Origin of the sequence: Janthinobacterium sp. SUN033, assembly GCF_030397595.1 — a bacterium.
Classification (GTDB): Bacteria; Pseudomonadota; Gammaproteobacteria; order Burkholderiales; family Burkholderiaceae_D; genus Janthinobacterium; species Janthinobacterium kumbetense.
On the sequence record NZ_JAPQNV010000007.1, the window covers coordinates 160,683 to 178,878 of the forward strand.

An 18,196-nucleotide genomic window follows, 5' to 3' on the forward strand; every position below is an offset into this window, starting at 1 on the left:
GCGGCCGATAAAGACGATGGCGCGCGGTATTCCGCCGTGAATGGTGCACCGCTGGCGGTGCGCGTGGCTCAGGCGCCCGGCCCGAAGGGGACGCGCTGAAGGTGGCTGGCATCGCGGATGCGCTGGCCTTGAGACGCGGGCGCGTGTTGGATATGAAACGTTGATACAACCGCGTCTGCAGGCGCCGTCCGCGAGGATGAGGCAGGAGGCGCCGAGGCCGGCATTATAGCATCGGCAGCGCCTTGATCCCCGTTCTGTTGCAGTAAAACGACTCGCCAGACCGCCAAAACACGGGCTTACGGCCCCCTCCCGATGCCGGGACGGTCGCCCTGCCCAGGCGACGGCCGCGCTTACTTCACCTTGTCGTACGACAGCATTTGCCCATCGCGATTCCAGGCCAGTTGGCCCTCCTCGATGCCGATGACGGCGTGGAAATCGCGCATGCCCGAGCGCGGCGGATACAGCGCAAAACGTAACAGGCCTTGCCGGGCCGGCAGCGCCACCGTGGCGATGCCCGCTTCCGGATGGGACAGCACCAGATGCCGTAGCTGCCCGGCAAACGGCACCTGCCACGGCTGCTTGCCGCTGACGCCTTTGGCAAACGCGGGCGCGTCGCCCAGCGCCGCCAGGCCGATATCGGCTACGGCCTCGTCGCGATACTCGACGATGATGCGGGCCGGGCCGGTGGTGGCGTCGCCCGGGCGCGGCGGCAACAACGCAAATGGCGCATCGGGCGATGCCCCATCGCCCTGCAGCAGCAACTCGCCGTCCAGCACCGACCAGCGTCCCTGCGCCGCTTGCTCATCGACGCCATACACCATCCCGTAGCTGAAACGCCCGTCGGCGCGCAGGACGATCTGCGACGCGACCTCGGTCTTGCGCCCCAGCGCATAGCGCCCCGGCAAACGCCGTTGCAGCGCCAGGTCGGCAGCCTTGTCCTTGTGTACGGGCGCGGCCGCAACCGCGGCCGGCGGTACCCGCCAGCCACCGGCCGCCAGGATGGCCAGCATGTCGTCGCGCCCCGCGGTGCGCAGCGCGCTCCAGTCCTGCGGCGCGAGTTGCCGCAGGCCGCCAGCCAGGCGCGGCAGGCGCGCGGCAAAGCGCTGGCCCAGCCAGCCGGCAAGTATGCCCCCCGGTTCGTCGGCAAAGGCGGTGATCAGGCGCGGCGCCATGGCGTGCTCGCACTGCTGCGGCGCGGCGGCAAAACCCTGCTTGAGCAGCAAGTTCCAGTACGCGTCGGATGCGTTCATGACGATATTGACCAGGTTCGACGTGTCCGGCAGGCATACCTTGTCCAGCGGCAGCGTCGAGCCGCGCGTGACGAGGGCCAGCATATCGGCGTCGAGGCTGGCGGCAGCCAGGTCCAGCGCGCCGCCCCATGCGTGCCCCGTGCTGTCATCGATCCGCGCGCCGCGCGCGATGAACAGGCGCACGGCCTCGGTCTCGCCGCTGACGATGGCTTGCTCCAGCGCACTCTTCTGATTGGCGCCGCGCCAGTTCGGGTCCAGTCCCAGGTCCAGCAGACGCGGCAGCAGATCGCCGCGCCGCGCCCGCAGCGCCTGGCGCAGCACCGCCGCATCGCCCGGCGCGCGCCGCACGCCGTCGGCGCGCCGCAACATGCCGTGCTCCAGCAACAGTGGCGCCAGTGCGCGCTGCGGCGAGGCCACGGCGAGCATGGCGGCGTTATTGCTCAACTGGCTGGCCGGCAAGCCTGCCGCCAGCATCAGGCGTACCCGTTCGACGCCGGCCGCATCGCGCACGGAACGCAGCGCCTCGTCCAGCGGCGACCACTTGAGGTCTGCTGGCGGCTGGCGCGCCGCGACAGCGGCCAGCAACAAGGTCAGCACCGAATTGCTTTCCGGCGTCGGCTTCAGTTTCAGCGCCGTCCTCAAGACGGGGAATTCCCCGCCCAGCGGATCGGCGCCCAAGTCCAGCAGCAGCTTGACCATTGCCGCATCGCCATTTTCGACGGCCGCCAGCAAGGGGGGGCGATAGCCGTCGCTGACGACGGGCGCGCCCATCGCGGCCAGGCGGGCGACCCAGGCGGGCCGCTGGCTGCGCACGGCATGCCACAGCAGCGTCTCCGTTTCCAGGTGCAGCGTATCGAGCGTCGTCAGTTTTCTCATGTGCAACCCTTCGGCTGCGGGGCCGACTTGCGCCCACGGCATGCCGGGCATCACCAACTGGCGCAGCACGTCCTCGGACGCCGGCTGGTGCTGGTACATGGCGCGCATCGCGGCATCGAGCCAGCGGTCATTGCCTTTTGCATCATGCCGGGGCACGCGCTGCTTGAGCCAGTCCAGCGCGCCGGCGTTGCCCGCTTCGGCGGCGTAGGCGTACAGCGACTTGCCCTTGTCGTCGATCTCGGGCGTGGTGCCGGTGGCCAGCATTTTATCGAGCACTTCGGTGCCGCGCGTCAGGCCCAGCAAGCGGCTCCACAGCACGTCATCGGCCTGCGGCCGTTCGGCCGGCCGCGCCGCGCCGTCTTTCGTCTTCTGTGCCTGGCGCAGCTCTGCCATGCGCTGGTCGCCCACCAGATACGGCAGGCCGGAACCCGCGTCCAGCAAGGCGACCATGTTCGCCGTACGCTCATCCGCGTCGAGCAATTCCGGCAGAGTGTCCGCAGCTTCCTGCTGCAGCGCGTATTCCAGCGGCGCCAAGGTGTCGTTTCCGGCGCCATAGTGCCGGACGTCGGCGCCATGGGCCAGCAACAGCCGCACCATCGCGGCGTTGCCATACATGGCCGCCAGGTGCAGGGGCGCGACGCTCCTGCCCCCGGTGCCTTCATCGACCGGCACGCCGCGCTGCAACAGCAGCGTCATCATGCGCAGTCTGGCCGGCAGCAGCGCGGCGTGCCGCTCGCGTTGCGCCTCGCGGTGCGCCCGCCGCTGCATCTGTTGCAGCAACTCATCGTCCAGACGCGGTTGCGCCTTCTGCCACGCCTGTTCCGCTTCGACCAGGCTGTACGCGGGCAAGATCAAGACGTGCAGCAAGGTATTCTCGCCGCTCCGGTAGGCACCCGGCGAGGCGACGCCGGCCAGCAGCTTGCCGAAAGCGGCTTCATCGCCCTCGCTGGCGGCGTCGAACAGCGCTCGCACCTCGGGCGTCGGCGGCAGCTTGTCGCGCGCCTCGCGCACATAATGGATCACCCGTTCCATGCCGTGCACGGTAAGCTGCGGCAGCGGCATGCCCACCTTCCACACCCGCGCCAGCTGGTCCGCCTCGGCGTTTTGCGCCGCGTTCATCGCCTTTGCCCAGCCGGCCACGACGGCGGCGGCCCCCGCTTCCCCGCCCGCCGCCGCCAGCTGGCTCAGCATGGAAGCGAGCACATAGTCCTGCGGCACGCCCCGATCCAGGCCGTACACCGTGGCCAGCTGCAGCTGGGCCTTGGCGTTGCCGCTTTCGGCCGCCTTGCGCAGCCAGCGGGCGGCCTCCTTTTCATCCAGGCCGTCTGCCCCGTTGCAGCACAGCATGCCCAGCTGGTAGGCGGCGTCCATGTCGCCGCCCTCGGCGGCGCGGCGGTACCAGTCCTGCGGCGAGCGCCGTCCCGTCTGCGACGTCGCCGGCAGGGACGCGCCGCGCTTCCAGCGGCCGGCCAGGCGCACGGCCTCGTCGACCTGGTCCGGCGACATCGCGCGGCGGCGCGCCGGCAGATACGTCTCCAGCTCGGCCGCGCCCTTCCATTTCTTGTCTTGCAGCGCCAGCAGTCTGAGCGCATACGACACCACCTTGTCGGCCGGCACGCCTTCGCCCCGTTCATACATTTGCGCCAGCTGCGCCATCGGTTCGCCGGCGCCCTGCGATGCCAGACTGCGCAGCCAGGGCAGCGCGCGCGCCGGATTGCGCAGGCTGCCCGACCAGCTCGTATACAGGGAAACCAGTGCCTCCTGCGCAACGCGATCGCCGCCCTTCGCAGCCAGCAGATACCAGCGCCCGGCTTCGGCATCGCTGCGCGCCACGTCCGCACATCGCTCCTCGCCCAGGTAGATATCGCCGAGAACCTTTTGCGCCTTGATATTGCCGCCCAGTGCCGGTCCCCGCAATTGCGCCACGGCATCGATGCAACGCCCGCGCTGGAAAGCCGCCATTCCCTCAGGTACGCCGGCGCATGCTTCCCCGGCAGCCAACCCGGCGCCGAGCACGGCCAATTGCCACAATTTCTTCATGATATTCTGGACTTTCAAATAATGTTGCAAAGATGATAGCTTAGAAAAAATACAATGAAGCAATATTGCTCAATCGTGCGCGGCTTTTCGGCGCATCCAGGGCCGCTATTTGCTGCGCATGCTTTATGCACCCCTTATAATGGTTCCTTTTGCCAATCACACGCCAAATCATGGAATTAGCCAAGTCTTTCGAGCCCGCCGACATTGAACAATTCTGGCGCACCGAGTGGGAACAGCGCGGTTACTTCACCGCCACCCTCGATGCCGGAAAACCTTCCTTCAGCATCCAGTTGCCGCCGCCGAACGTCACCGGCACCCTGCACATGGGCCATGCGTTCAACCAGACCATCATGGATGGCCTGACCCGCTACCACCGCATGCTGGGCCACAACACGGCCTGGATTCCCGGCACCGACCACGCGGGCATCGCCACGCAAATCGTCGTGCAACGCCAACTGGACGCGCAAAAGATTTCGCGCCATGACCTGGGCCGCGAGAAATTCGTGGAAAAAGTGTGGGAATGGAAAGAAAAATCCGGTTCCATCATCACCGGCCAGATGCGCCGCCTGGGCGCGTCGGCCGACTGGCAGCGCGAATACTTCACGATGGATGAACCGCGCTCGAAAGTCGTCACCGACGTCTTCGTGCGCCTGTTCGAACAAGGCCTGATCTACCGCGGCAAGCGCCTCGTCAACTGGGACCCCGTGCTGGGCACGGCTGTGTCCGACCTGGAAGTGGTGTCCGAGGAAGAAGACGGTTCCATGTGGTACATCAAGTACCCGCTGGCCGATGGCAGCGGCTTCCTGACGGTGGCCACGACCCGTCCTGAAACCATGCTGGGCGACGTGGCCGTGGCCGTCGATCCGACGGACGAGCGCTACACGGCGCTGGTGGGCAAGATGCTGAAACTGCCGCTGACGGAGCGCGAAATCCCCATCATCGCCGACGAATACGTCGACAAGGAATTCGGCACGGGCTGCGTGAAGATTACGCCTGCGCACGACATGAACGATTACGCCGTGGGCCAACGCCACAAGCTGGCGCAAATCGTCATCCTGACCCTGGATGCGAAGATCACGGACGATGCGCCCGAGGCCTACCGCGGCATGGACCGCTTCGCCGCGCGCAAGCAGATCGTCGCCGACCTCGATGCGCAAGGCTTGCTGGAACAGGTCAAGCCCCACAAGCTGATGGTGCCGCGCGGCGACCGCACGGGCGTCGTCATCGAGCCGATGCTGACGGACCAGTGGTTTGTCGCCATGAGCAAGCCGGCCCCGGAAGGCACTTTCTTCCCAGGCAAGTCGATCGCGGAAACGGCGCTGGACAAGGTCGCCAATGGCGAAATCAAGTTCGTGCCGGAAAACTGGAGCACCACCTACAACCAGTGGCTCAACAACATCCAGGACTGGTGCATCTCGCGCCAGCTGTGGTGGGGCCATCAAATCCCGGCGTGGTACGACGACGCCGGCAATATCTTTGTTGCGAAAACGCAAGCCGAAGCGGAAGCCAAGGCGCTGGCCGCCGGCAGCACGGGCCCGCTGAAACGCGACGACGACGTGCTCGACACGTGGTTCTCGTCGGCCCTGGTGCCGTTCTCGACCATGGGTTGGCCTGAAGAAACCCCGGACATGAAGGCCTTCCTGCCGTCGTCCGTGCTGGTGACGGGTTTCGACATCATCTTCTTCTGGGTCGCGCGCATGGTCATGATGACGGCGCACTTCACGGGCAAGGTGCCGTTTGAAACCGTCTACGTGCACGGCCTCGTGCGCGATTCGACGGGGCAGAAGATGTCCAAGTCGAAGGGCAACACGCTGGACCCGATCGACTTGATCGACGGCATCGACCTGGAAGGCTTGATCGTCAAGCGCACCACGGGCCTGATGAACCCGCGCGACGCGGAAAAGATCACCAAGGCGACGCGCAAGGAATTCCCGGAAGGCATTTCTGCCTACGGCACGGACGCCGTGCGCTTCACCATGGCCAGCTATGCATCGCTGGGCCGCAACATCAATTTCGACCTGGGCCGCTGCGAAGGCTACCGCAACTTCTGCAACAAGATGTGGAACGCCACCCGTTTCGTCATGATGAACACGGAAGGCAAGGATTGCACGGCAAATGATGTTGATCTGTCGCAAGCGGACAAGTGGATTATTTCCCTGCTGCAAAAAGCGGAACTGGACGTGGCCAAGGGCTTCGAAGACTTCCGTTTCGACAATATCGCCGCATCGATCTACAAATTCGTGTGGGACGAGTATTGCGACTGGTACCTGGAAGTCGCCAAGGTGCAAGTACAGCAAGGTACGGAAGGCCAGCAGCGCGCCACCCGCCACACCCTGCTGCGCGTGCTGGAAGTGGTGCTGCGCCTGGCCCATCCGATCATCCCCTTCGTCACGGAAGCCCTGTGGCAGACAGTGGCACCACTGGCCGGCAAGACGCTCAAGCCAGAGGGCGATTCGATCATGATGCAGCCGTATCCGATCGCCAACACCGACAAGATCGATGAATCGGCCGAAGCGTGGATGCAGCAGCTGAAAGCCTTGACGGACGCGACGCGCAACCTGCGCGGCGAAATGCAGATCTCGCCATCCGTGCGCGTGCCGCTGATCGTCGAGGCAGGCAATGCCAGCGAGAAAGAAGCGCTGGCGTCGTACGCACCGTACATCCAGTCGCTGGGCAAGCTGGCCGACGTGCAGATCGTCGATGCATTGCCGGACTCGCCTGCGGCCGTCGCCATCGTCGGCACCACCAAGCTGATGCTGAAAGTGGAAATCGACGTGGCCGCCGAACGCGAGCGCCTGGGCAAGGAAATCGCCCGCATCGAAGCGGAAATTGCCAAGGTCAACAGCAAGTTGGGCAATGAAAGTTTCGTCGCGCGCGCCCCTGCCGCCATCGTTGCACAAGAAAACGAGCGTTTGCTCAGTTTTTCGGCGACAATTGAAAAACTGCGCGAACAGTTTGCTAAACTAGCCAGCGCATAAGGCAAGTTTGGAAAGATTGCGCGGCGTCATCCGTGACGCCGCGCAGGATGGCTGGTCTTGCCTTGGTATATACACTGTTCGTGACCCGATCAAAAAAACCATTGGAGACTAGCAATGCATAAAATTTTCAAAGCAAGCGTCACAGCAAGCATCATGATGGCCGCCCTGGCCATCGCCGGCAGCGCCGCCGCGCGCGACGGCAACTACACCCCCGTCGGCACGTGGAAAACCATCGACGACGCCAGCGGCAAGCCGAAATCCCTCGTCGTCATCACGGAAAGCAACGGCGTCTTGCAAGGCAAGATCGAAAAGCTGTTCCGCGGCCCGAATGAAGAGCAAAATCCCAAGTGCGACAAGTGCACGGGCGCCAACAAGGACCAGCCCATCATCGGCCTGGTGATCCTGTCCGGCCTGAAATATGACGGCAAGGAATGGACGGGCGGCGAAATCACGGACCCGGCCAGCGGCAAGGTCTACAAGAGCAAGGCCGAGCTGATCGAAGGCGGCACCAAGCTGCAAGTGCGCGGCTATGTCGGCGTGCCGATGTTCGGCCGCTCGCAGACATGGGTGCGCGAAGAATAAACAACGCACGCCCTGCCCTGATGAAGCCGGCCATGCGCCGGCTTTTTTTCGTCCTTCCTGCGGCAAACCTGTTGTTTTCCAGGCCGAATTGCTCGCATTCCCGCGTATTTCCACGTGCGGGCAAGCTATGCGCGCCACCGAACATACTTGAAGTTTCCTAAATGAAATAGTGCATGCCTGTGACGCCATCGCCCTGTAGCGAAAGGCGGCATGGCTCTGCCGGATGACCCCATCCGCGGATGCCCGGCAATGACTGCCATGCACAAAGGAACTATATGAATCTCTTCAAGCGATATCTGACCCCGCTGCTCGTCTCGGCAGGTTTGTTGGCCATGACCGCCCTCGCCGGCTGCGGCGGCGGTGACCAGGGGCGCGATCCCATCCTCGGCTTGCCGGGCGCCACCCTGTCCAGCCTGGCAGTCACGCCCGCCACGGCCACCGTCGCCATCGGCGCGGGCCAGCAATTCACGGCCATCGCCACGTACAGCGACGGCTCGGCGCAAGACGTCAGCGCCAAGGCGGCCTGGACGTCGGCCACGCCGGCCAGCGCTACGGTCAATGCCGCCACTGGCTTGAGCACCGGCATCGCTGCCGGCACCTCGGCTATCGCTGCCGCATTTGGCGGCAAGAGCGCCAGCAGCATGCTGACCGTCACGCCAGCGACCTTGCTGGCTATTGCCGTCACGCCGCAAAACCCCATCATCCCCGTCGCCGCAACGCGCCAGCTGGCCGTCCTTGCCACGTATTCGGATGGCAGCACCGCCGACGTCACGGCCGGCAGCAGCTTCGTTGCCGCCACGCCCGCTTTCGCCAGCGTCGCCAGCAATGGCCTCGTCACCGGCGTTGCCTTTGGTAACAGCGTCATGAATGCCAGCTTCAACGGCAAGACGGCCAGCACCACCGTCACCGTCCCTGCCCTCACCCTGGCCAGCATCGCCGTCACGCCGGCCACCGCCAGCATCGCTGTCGGCGCCACGCAGCAATTCGTTGCCACAGCAACGTATTCGGACAGCTCGAACGCCATCATCACCAATAGCGCCGTCTGGACGTCGGCTACGGTCGCCAATGCCACGGTATTGAACACGGGCGTCGCCACAGGCATCGCCGCCGGCACCAGCAATATCACGGCCACGGCCGGCGGCCAGTCGGGCAGCGCGCTGCTGACCGTCACCGCCGTCGCCATCCCGCCCGTCCTGAACCCGATCATCCTGGGTCGCGCGGCGCCATTCGGCGTGCTGGCCGGCACCTCGATCACGAACAATTCGGGCGGCACCACCCTGATCACGGGCGACGTCGGCGCGCCTTCGCAAACGGTCGACCCGACCCAGGCGGCAGGTTTTACCAACTACAAGTCGGGCGCCATCCTGGCCGGTGCCATGACGGATTTGCAAGCGGCGATCACGGACGGCAATAGCCGCACTTGCGACGTCAGCTTTGCCGGCGGCATCGACCTGGGCGGCCAGACCTTCGGCCCCGGCGTGTATTGCTATGCGGGTGCCATCAGCATCACGGGTACCTTGACCCTGAACGGTCCCGGCGTGTACATCTTCCGCACGGCGCTGACCTTGAATTCGACCGTCAACTCGGTGGTTGCCCTGAACAATGGCGCCACGGCCGACAACGTCAGCTGGCTGCCCGTCGGCCCCACCACCCTGGCCGCGAACAGCGTCTTCAAGGGCAATATCCTGGGCCAGTCGGCCGCCATCACGGTGGGCGACAACACGACCCTGCTCAATGGCCGCGTGCTGACGGCTGCCGCCGTTACCCTGCGCAACAACCAGATCACCAAATAACCGGGACATGACCATGACTATCGCACACACACTGGGCGCCCTGAGCGTGATGGCCGGCGCCTTGCTGGCGGCGCAATCGGCGCAGGCGCAGGACAACACTTTCATCAACCCGGACTGGGCCAACAGCGCCTGGTACCTCGGCGCGGGCGTGGGCCAGTCGCGCGCCACCATCGACGAACCGCGCCTGCGCGCCAGCCTGGCCGCCAACGGCGAAACCGTCACCGGTTTTTCCAAGGACCAGCGCGACACGGGCTATAAATTGTTTGTCGGCCGGCAACTGAACCAGTATGTCGCCGTGGAAGCGGGCTACTTTGACCTGGGCAAGTTCGATTTCCAGTCGACCACCAGCGGCAACGGCGTGCTGAACGGGCAAGCGGGCTTTCGCGGCGTGAACCTGGACTTGCTGGGCCAGCTGCCGCTGTCGCAGCGCCTGTCCCTGCTGGGCCGTGTCGGCATGCACTACACCAAGACCAACACGGAGTTCAGCGGCAACCGCCTGCTGGGCTCGGCCAATACGCATACCAGCGAGCGCAAGCTCAATGCCAAGCTGGGCCTGGGCCTGGAATACAAGTTCAGCGAAGCGCTGGCCCTGCGCGGCGAAGTCGAGCGCTATCGCTTGAACGACGCCGTGGGCAACCGCGGCGATGCGGACCTGTATTCCGTCAGCCTCGTGTATAAACTGGGCCGCCCGGCCAGCGCCACGCCCGCCTACCAGCCGGCGCCCGACGTCGCCCCTGTCGTCGCCATGCCGGCGCCTGTCATCGTGGCCGCGCCGGCGCCAACACCAGTAGCGGAAAAAGTGTCGTTTGCTTCGGAGGCATTGTTTGATTTCGATCAATCGACGCTCAAGCCGCAAGGCAAGGCGGCGCTGGACCAGTTGCTGGGCCAGTTGAACGGCATGGACCTGGAAGTCATCGTCACGGTTGGCCATACGGATGCCGTCGGTCCGGATGCCTACAACCAGAAACTGTCGCAGCGCCGCGCCGAAGCCGTCAAGGCTTACCTGGTGGCGCAAGGCGTGGAAACGAACCGCGTCTACACGGAAGGCAAGGGAGAAACGCAGCCCGTGGCCGACAACACGAGCGCCACCGGGCGTGCCAAGAACCGCCGCGTGACGGTGGAAGTGGTGGGTACGAGAAAAGTTGTGCGCTAGATCAAACTGGCTTTAAAAAAACCGGCTTGCGCCGGTTTTTTTTCGCCTGCCGCTTTACGCCGGCTTGCGGTGATGCTTGCTCAGATGCCGGTCCAGGCTATTGGCGAACTGTTGCCGATCCGACTGGTTGAAGGCGGCCGGGCCGCCCGTGTCGACGCCGCCGCTGCGCAATTCTTCCATGAAGGCGCGCATCGTCAGTTGCTGAGCGATATTGTCCTTCGTGTAAAACTCGCCGCGCGGGTTCAGCGCAAAGCCGCCCTTCGTCAGCACGTCGGCGGCCAGCGGGATATCGCCCGTGATGACGAGGTCGCCCGGATTGAGCAGGCGCACGATTTCCTGGTCCGCCACGTCGGCGCCGGACGGCACTTGCACGGTACGGATGAAACGCGAGGGCGGCACGCGCAAGCCCTGGTTGGCCACCAGGGTGAGCGGCAACTCCAGGCGGTCGGCGACTCTGTACAAAATTTCCTTGATGACGACGGGACAGGCATCGGCGTCGATCCAGATCTGCATGCCCGGCGCGGTCTGTTGGCTGCCTTCCGCCATCACAGTTCCCACGCTTCGCCGCCGGGACCCATGCGCGGGGCGCTGACGCCGAAGTGCAGGTACGCGGCCGGCGTGGCGACACGCCCACGGGGCGTGCGCTGCAGGAAACCTTGCTGTATCAGGTATGGTTCCAGCACGTCTTCGATGGTATCGGCCGCTTCGCCGATGGCCGCCGCCAGGTTGCCGATGCCGACGGGGCCGCCGCCGAACTTGAACAGCACGGCTTCGAGCAGCTTGCGGTCCATCACGTCAAAGCCGGCGGAATCGACGTCGAGCATGGCCAGCGCCCTGTCGGCCACCACCTTGGTGATCTCGCCATTGCTTTTGACTTCCGCGAAATCGCGCACGCGGCGCAGTAGGCGGTTGGCGATGCGGGGCGTGCCGCGCGCGCGCTGGGCGATTTCATGCGCGCCTTCCGGATCGATGGGCGCCTTCAGCAAGGCGGCGCTGCGCGTGACGATCTTCGTCAATTCGCCCGTGTTGTAGAACTCCAGGCGCGCGACGATGCCGAAGCGGTCGCGCAGCGGATTGGTCAGCATGCCGGCGCGCGTGGTGGCGCCCACTAATGTAAACGGCTGCAGATCGAGTTTTACGGAACGGGCGGCCGGGCCTTCGCCGATCATGATATCGATTTGATAATCTTCAAGCGCCGGATACAAAATCTCTTCCACGACAGGCGACAGGCGGTGGATTTCATCGATGAACAGGACGTCGTTCGCTTCCAGGTTCGTCAGGATCGCCGCCAGGTCGCCCGGACGCTCCAGCACGGGGCCGGAGGTCTGGCGCAGGTTGACGCCCATTTCGCGCGCGATGATGTGCGCCAGGGTCGTCTTGCCTAGGCCAGGCGGGCCGAACAATAAAGTGTGGTCGAGCGCTTCCTTGCGCTGGCGCGCGGCCGTGATAAAAATTTCCAGCTGGTCGCGGATCTTTTCCTGCCCCACATATTCGTCGAGCTGCTTCGGGCGCAAGGCCCGTTCGATGGCCTCTTCGTTGTGCGAAATGGGCGCCGCGTCGATGATGCGCTGTTCCGTGAAGCTGTCGGTCTGGATGCTCATGCCCTATCAGCCTTTCGACAGCGCTTTCAGCGCCAGTTTGATGCCGTCCGACACGCCGCTGCCGGCCGGCACGTTTTTCACGGCCGCCAGCGCTTCCTTGTCCGAATAGCCGAGCGCGACCAGCGCGTTGAGGATATCCGACTGCGCATCGGGCGCCGCGTGCGCGCCCAGCGGGCCAAGATCGGCACCGATCTTGCCCTTCAATTCCAGTAATAAACGTTCGGCCGTCTTTTTGCCGATGCCCGGCACTTTCACGAGGCGGCCGGAATCCTGCAGGGTAATCGCCTGCGCCAGGTCGGCGATCGTCATGCCGGACAAAATCGACAGGGCCATGCGCGCGCCCACGCCCGTGATCTTGATCAACTGGCGGAACACGGCACGCTCGGCCGCATTGCCGAAACCAAACAGCAGGTGCGCATCTTCGCGGATGGCCTGGTGCGTGAACAGCACGACTTTTTCGCCCACGTGGGGCAAGTTGTAAAAAGTGCTCATCGGCACGTCGACTTCATAGCCGACGCCCTGGCAATCGACCAGCAATTGTGGCGGATTCTTTTCAAGCAAAATACCGGAGAGACGGCCTATCATCGCGTGTTCCTAATGTTGTGTATATATATGAGGGCCATGCAGCTATCCCACTAAACGGCCGCGCTTCATGCGCAGCCCCTGCAGCTGGGGCGCCAAGGCGCCTATCATGGCCAGCGCATCGATGCTGTTGGCATGGCAAATGGCCACGCCCAGGGCATCGGCCGCATCCGTGCCGGGCAAGCCGGGCAAGGACAGCAGGCGCGACACCATGTCCTGCACCTGTTCCTTGGCCGCCTTGCCGTGGCCCGTGACGGCCTGCTTCACTTGCAGCGCCGTGTATTCGGCCACCGACAGGTCGGCGTTGACGAGCGCGCAGATGGCCGCGCCACGCGCCTGACCCAGCAGCAAGGTCGATTGGGGATTGACGTTGACAAACACTTTTTCGATGGCCGCGCAATCGGGCTGGTAGGTGCCGACAATTTCGCTCACACCCTGCAAGATGATCTTCAGGCGCGGCGGCAACTCCCCTTCGGAACCCGTCTTGACGGTACCCGACGCGATATAGCGCAGCTTGTTGCCGTGTTTTTCAATGACCCCAAAGCCGGTCGTGCGCAGGCCAGGATCGATGCCAAGAATAATCATCGCCAGATTCTATAATGAATACGGCAGGCACCGGTGAATAACCGGTGCCTGCCGCTGAGTTACTGCCAGCCGGGGTATTGAATCCCGGCCTGTTCCAGATCAATGACGGAAGTGACGGGTTCCGGTATACAACATGACAACGCCGCGCTCGTCCGCCGCATCGATCACTTCCTGGTCGCGCATGGAGCCGCCCGGGTGGATGACGCAGGTCGCGCCCGCGTCGACGACGACGTCGAGGCCGTCGCGGAACGGGAAGAAGGCGTCCGACGCCACCACGGAGCCGGTCAGGCTCAGGCCGGCGTTTTGCGCCTTGATGGACGCGATGCGGGCCGAGTCGATACGGCTCATCTGGCCTGCGCCCACGCCCAGGGTCATGTTATTGCCGCAGAAGACGATGGCGTTCGACTTGACGAATTTCGCCACTTTCCAGGCGAACATCAGGTCGGCCAATTGCTGCGGCGTTGGCTGCAGCTTGCTGACCACGCGCAAGTCGCCGATACCGACGTTTTTCGCGTCCGGCGATTGCACCAGCAAGCCGCCACCGACGCGCTTGAAGTCCATGGCGTGCACGCCGCCGCCCAGCGGGATTTCCAGCATGCGCACGTTTTGCTTGCTCGACAGAATCTGTTTCGCTTCGGCGGAGAACGATGGAGCGATCAGCACTTCGACGAACAGCTTGGCGATTTCGCCGGCCGTGGCGCCGTCGAGTTCGGTATTAAACGCGATGATGCCGCCGAATGCCGAGGTCGGGTCCGTCTGCAGGGCGCGCGCATACGCTTCCGCCGCATTCTTGCCCAGCGCTACGCCGCATGGGTTCGCGTGCTTGACGATGACGCAAGCGGCGCTTTGCTCGAAGCCGCCCATGCTCTTCACGCATTCCCAGGCCGCATCCGCATCGGCGATGTTGTTGTACGACAATTCCTTGCCTTGCAGCTGGCGGTAGTTGGCCAGCGCGCCATCGGTGGTGACCAGGTCGCGGTAGAAGGCGGCGCTCTGGTGCGGGTTTTCACCGTAGCGCATGTCTTGCACTTTCTCAAATGCAACGTTGAGGATTTGCGGGTAGGCGCCGCGCTCGGCGTGCACTTTCGTCGGGCCCAGGCTGGTCAGGTAGTTGGTGATGGCGCCATCGTATTGCGCCGTGTGCGCAAAGACTTTTTTCGCCAGCATGAATTTGGTGTCGTAGCTGACGTCGCCGGCCTTGCCGTCGGCAGAGCGCATTTCCGCCAGCACGGCGTCGTAGTCGCTCGGGTCGCAGATGACGACCACGTCCTTGTGGTTCTTGGCCGCCGAACGCAGCATGGTCGGGCCGCCGATATCGATGTTTTCGATCGCGTCTTCCAGGGTGCAATCGGCCTTGGCGACCGTGCCCTGGAACGGGTACAGGTTGACCACCACCATGTCGATGGTCGGCATGTCGTGCTCGACCAGTTTCGACATGTGCTCAGGGAAATCGCGGCGCGCCAGGATACCGCCGTGCACTTTCGGGTGCAGGGTCTTCACACGGCCATCGAGCATCTCCGGGAAACCCGTGTAATCGGCAACTTCCGTGACGGGAACACCGTTGTCTGCCAGCAATTTTGCGGTACCGCCCGTGGACAGGAGGTTGACGCCGAGGGCGGACAGGGCGCGGGCGAATTCGAGAACGCCGGTCTTGTCGGAAACGGAGAGGAGAGCTTGTTTGATCATGGCTGTGGCTAGGTGGTTAAGTGTTCTTGGCGAATGGCGCCGCTCAGTCGTCTGGCTGAGGCGGCGGCGGATTCAAATCTTGGCGTCACTTGCATGCCGGCATTACAGCAAACCGTGCTCCTGCAATTTCTTGCGCAGGGTATTGCGGTTGATGCCCAGCATCTGCGCGGCGTGCGACTGGTTGCCATCGGCGCGTGTCATCACGACTTCCAGGATGGGCTTTTCCACGGTCAGCACGACCATGTCATAGATATTCGATGCTTGCTGTTCGCCCAGGTCATTGAAGTAATCTTCTAGACTTTTCTGTACGACTTCCTGAATGCTTTCTTTGCTCATTTGTATGCTTCAACCGGCTGAACACCTGGCTATCCGGTGCCGCGTCGCTCATGCGGTCCGCGTGCTGCCCTCTTGCCTCGGTGTTGTAATTAATATTGCATGACGCTCTGTATATAGGCGCTCGCCCTTGTACTGCTGGTCACTGATTTATGCTGCTTGCTGCTATCTGCTCATGCTGCCGTGGCCACAGGTTCGATCACATCGATCAGGCCACTTTCACTGGATTCGGAGAGGCGGTATTGTAACCGTTCGCCAAATTTCCATTGCGACTCAAAAAATTGATCGACGGCCAGCAACTGCGCTTCCGTCGACTCCAGCAAGTTCATTTGCTGTCGGAACGCTTCGCCGCCTTCCAGATCCTTGACATACCAGCCGATGTGCTTGCGCGCCGTGCGCACGCCGAGAAATTCCCCATAAAACGCGTAATGGGCGCGCAAATGCTCATCCATCAGGGTGCGGACTTCATCCACGTAAGGCGCCGGCAACAAGGTGCCGGTGCGCAAAAAATGGTCGATCTCGCGGCAAATCCACGGCCGGCCCTGCGCCGCGCGGCCGATCATGACGGCATCGGCGCCCGTTTGATCCAGCACAAAGCGGGCCTTCTCAGGACTGGTAATGTCGCCGTTGGCCACCACGGGAATGCCCACCGATGCTTTTACGGCGGCAATCGTTTCATATTCGGCATCGCCCTTGTAGCCATCGGCGCGCGTGCGGCCGTGCAGGGTCAGCATCTGGATGCCGGCTTGCTCGGCGATGCGGGCGATTTTCAGGGCATTCTTGTTTTCGCGGTTCCAGCCCGTGCGAAATTTCAGGGTGACGGGCACGTCGACGGCGTTGACGACGGCGTGCAAGATCCTTTCGACCAGGCTTTCGTTTTGCAGCAAGGCCGAACCGCACCAGCTGTTGCACACCTTTTTGACGGGGCAACCCATGTTGATGTCGATTATCTGCGCACCCCGGTCCACGTTGAACTTGGCGCAGTCGGCCAGGTCTTGCGGATCGGCGCCGGCGATCTGCACGGCCTTTGGCTCCATTTCGCCTGCATGGTCCGTGCGGCGCGAGCTTTTTTCCGTCGCCCACAGGCGCGGATTCGACGCCGCCATCTCCGACACGGCGTAACCGGCGCCCAACTGCTTGCACAACTGGCGGAAAGGCCGATCCGTCACGCCCGCCATGGGAGCGACGAAAACGTTGTTGCGCAGAATGTGAGGGCCGATTTGCACTGAAGAACCTGGAATGGACGGAGGAACCTGCTATTTTAACCGATTCCCTGCCTAATTAATAAGCACTATTTTTTTGTTCAGTGCGTCAGAGTGAGGAGGGACCGCTTAGCCCAGCTCGTCCATCGCGGGCGCGCTCAAGTGTTCGATATTTCCCCAGTGCACCAAATGCAGCTTGCCGTCGGCGTAAGAAAAACGGTTGACGCTGGCATTTTTGACCTGGAAGTCGCGCGGACTGTCGAGCGTCATGCCGACCGCCTCGCGGTAAGCGCACTCGAGCACGCCGCCGTGGGCCACGATGGCGATCGTCTGGCCGTCATATTGCCGGGCCCAGCGGGCGATGGCGCCATTTGCGCGCGCATAGAACTGGCGGAAGCTTTCGGCCTGGCGCTCGCCCGACGGCATCACGGCGTCGATCTGGCGCGATTGCCACTGTGCATACTCGTGCGGATAGCGCGCGGCGATGTCCGCATACAGCAAGCCTTCGAAGGCGCCGTAGCAGCGCTCGCGCAGCAAGGAATCCGTTTGCACGGGTAAATCTTTCACGTCGGCAACGGCTTGCGCCGTCTGCTGCGCGCGTTGCAAGTCGCTGGCGATGATGGCGGCCAGCGGTTCGTCCGCCAGCGCCTGCCCCAGCGCCCCCGCTTGCGCCAGGCCCGCCTCGTTCAGGGCGATGTCGATATGGCCCTGCAGGCGGCGGCCCGCATTCCAGGCCGTTTCGCCATGGCGTATCAGTAAAATCGTGGTGCTCATGCTTTATTTCTTCAGGGTAAGTGCCAACTCGGGGTGAAGCGAATAGGCGACGACGAGCTGGGCTTCGTCGAGGATGTGGCCGTACAGGGCGGCATGCGCCTGCTGCCCCGTAAAACGCTCGGGCAAGGCCAGTTGCGGCACGTCGAGCGCATACAGGCGGAAAATGTAGTGGTGGATGCGCTCGTCATTCCACGGCGGGCATGGGCCATCGTAGCCGTAATAGTCGCCGGCCATGTCCGGGTCGGCGGCAAACCAGCCCGTGTAGTCGTTCAAGCCCTGGCGCAGCCCAGTAGCAGTCCCGGCAGCCTTGCCGCGCGGCGTGATGCCGCTGGAAAATTCTCCGGCGGCAATAACCCGCATGGCAGGCGGCAAGTCGAGCAAGCTCCAGTGATAAAAGTCGCCGCGCGGCGCCGTCAGCGGCAGGACCTGGCCTTCAACATTGACCAGGCTGGCGTCTTGCGGCGCATCGGGATCGATGCAGAACAGGGCCAGCGACTCGGTGCCGTTCGGCACCTCGTCCCAGGCCAGATGGGGATTGCGGTTGCCGGCGAGGCGCACGCGGCTGGCCGGATCGATCTCGGCAAAGGCATACTCGGCCGGCATCAGGCCGCCATCACGAAACGTCTCGCTCCACAATTTCATCGTTTGCTCCTCTTTATAATTATTATTTCAATAATAAACCGTAGCGAGCGGCAACCAGTTGTGGCCGAGAAGCGCAACTGTGCTGAAGCACAGTGAGCATCGCAGGCCGCAAATGGCGA

General features: G+C 63.6%; 14 protein-coding genes. 4 read left to right on the forward strand and 10 right to left on the reverse strand.

All coding sequences use genetic code 11. From position 1 onward, the window contains the following. Positions 1-350: 350 nt before the first annotated feature. The gene (locus OX460_RS26280; protein WP_289900426.1) at positions 351-4,166 is read right to left on the reverse strand and encodes an ankyrin repeat domain-containing protein; all 3,816 of its coding nucleotides are present in this window, start codon (positions 4,164-4,166) and stop codon (positions 351-353) included. Between the two features lie 170 nt (positions 4,167-4,336). Between OX460_RS26280 and OX460_RS26285 the strand changes: the two genes are divergently transcribed. The 4 genes from OX460_RS26285 to OX460_RS26300 all read left to right on the forward strand — a co-directional run bounded on the left by OX460_RS26285 (position 4,337) and on the right by OX460_RS26300 (position 10,672). Continuing rightward, positions 4,337-7,144, forward strand: a complete 2,808-nt coding sequence (locus OX460_RS26285; protein WP_289900427.1) for a valine--tRNA ligase — start codon at positions 4,337-4,339, stop codon at positions 7,142-7,144. A 114-nt stretch (positions 7,145-7,258) separates the two neighbouring features. Continuing rightward, positions 7,259-7,726 (forward strand): DUF2147 domain-containing protein, encoded by a 468-nt coding sequence (locus tag OX460_RS26290; RefSeq protein ID WP_099665508.1) that lies wholly within the window; start codon positions 7,259-7,261, stop codon positions 7,724-7,726. Between the two features lie 275 nt (positions 7,727-8,001). After that, a complete protein-coding gene (locus OX460_RS26295) occupies positions 8,002-9,519 on the forward strand; it encodes an ice-binding family protein (RefSeq protein ID WP_289900428.1) in 1,518 nt (505 codons plus the stop codon). A 13-nt stretch (positions 9,520-9,532) separates the two neighbouring features. Next, positions 9,533-10,672 carry an OmpA family protein gene (locus OX460_RS26300; RefSeq protein ID WP_289900429.1) on the forward strand — a complete coding sequence of 380 codons (1,140 nt, stop codon included), beginning with the start codon at positions 9,533-9,535 and terminating at the stop codon, positions 10,670-10,672. A 54-nt stretch (positions 10,673-10,726) separates the two neighbouring features. On the opposite strand, the gene OX460_RS26305 is transcribed toward OX460_RS26300, so the two are convergent. From OX460_RS26305 to OX460_RS26345, 9 genes are all read right to left on the reverse strand, one after another. After that, positions 10,727-11,185 (reverse strand): YaiI/YqxD family protein, encoded by a 459-nt coding sequence (locus tag OX460_RS26305; protein ID WP_289900472.1) that lies wholly within the window; start codon positions 11,183-11,185, stop codon positions 10,727-10,729. A 32-nt stretch (positions 11,186-11,217) separates the two neighbouring features. Next, the gene (ruvB, locus tag OX460_RS26310; protein WP_034749202.1) at positions 11,218-12,273 is read right to left on the reverse strand and encodes a Holliday junction branch migration DNA helicase RuvB; all 1,056 of its coding nucleotides are present in this window, start codon (positions 12,271-12,273) and stop codon (positions 11,218-11,220) included. Positions 12,274-12,279: 6 nt separating this feature from the next. Beyond that, complete coding sequence (gene ruvA / locus OX460_RS26315) at positions 12,280-12,858, reverse strand: Holliday junction branch migration protein RuvA (protein ID WP_034784779.1); 579 nt, start codon at positions 12,856-12,858, stop codon at positions 12,280-12,282. A gap of 42 nt (positions 12,859-12,900) precedes the next feature. Further along, a complete protein-coding gene (gene ruvC, locus OX460_RS26320) occupies positions 12,901-13,440 on the reverse strand; it encodes a crossover junction endodeoxyribonuclease RuvC (RefSeq protein ID WP_289900430.1) in 540 nt (179 codons plus the stop codon). A 99-nt stretch (positions 13,441-13,539) separates the two neighbouring features. Next, positions 13,540-15,126, reverse strand: a complete 1,587-nt coding sequence (purH, locus tag OX460_RS26325; RefSeq protein WP_077399554.1) for a bifunctional phosphoribosylaminoimidazolecarboxamide formyltransferase/IMP cyclohydrolase — start codon at positions 15,124-15,126, stop codon at positions 13,540-13,542. A gap of 102 nt (positions 15,127-15,228) precedes the next feature. Continuing rightward, positions 15,229-15,462: a helix-turn-helix domain-containing protein gene (locus OX460_RS26330; RefSeq protein WP_008445162.1), complete on the reverse strand. Its 234-nt coding sequence runs from the start codon at positions 15,460-15,462 to the stop codon at positions 15,229-15,231. 170 nt (positions 15,463-15,632) lie between these two features. Continuing rightward, positions 15,633-16,685 carry a tRNA dihydrouridine synthase DusB gene (gene dusB / locus OX460_RS26335; protein ID WP_289900431.1) on the reverse strand — a complete coding sequence of 351 codons (1,053 nt, stop codon included), beginning with the start codon at positions 16,683-16,685 and terminating at the stop codon, positions 15,633-15,635. A gap of 105 nt (positions 16,686-16,790) precedes the next feature. Further along, positions 16,791-17,435, reverse strand: a complete 645-nt coding sequence (locus OX460_RS26340) for a histidine phosphatase family protein (RefSeq protein ID WP_099665513.1) — start codon at positions 17,433-17,435, stop codon at positions 16,791-16,793. A 3-nt stretch (positions 17,436-17,438) separates the two neighbouring features. Continuing rightward, positions 17,439-18,077: a YbhB/YbcL family Raf kinase inhibitor-like protein gene (locus OX460_RS26345; RefSeq protein WP_289900432.1), complete on the reverse strand. Its 639-nt coding sequence runs from the start codon at positions 18,075-18,077 to the stop codon at positions 17,439-17,441. Positions 18,078-18,196: the final 119 nt, after the last annotated feature.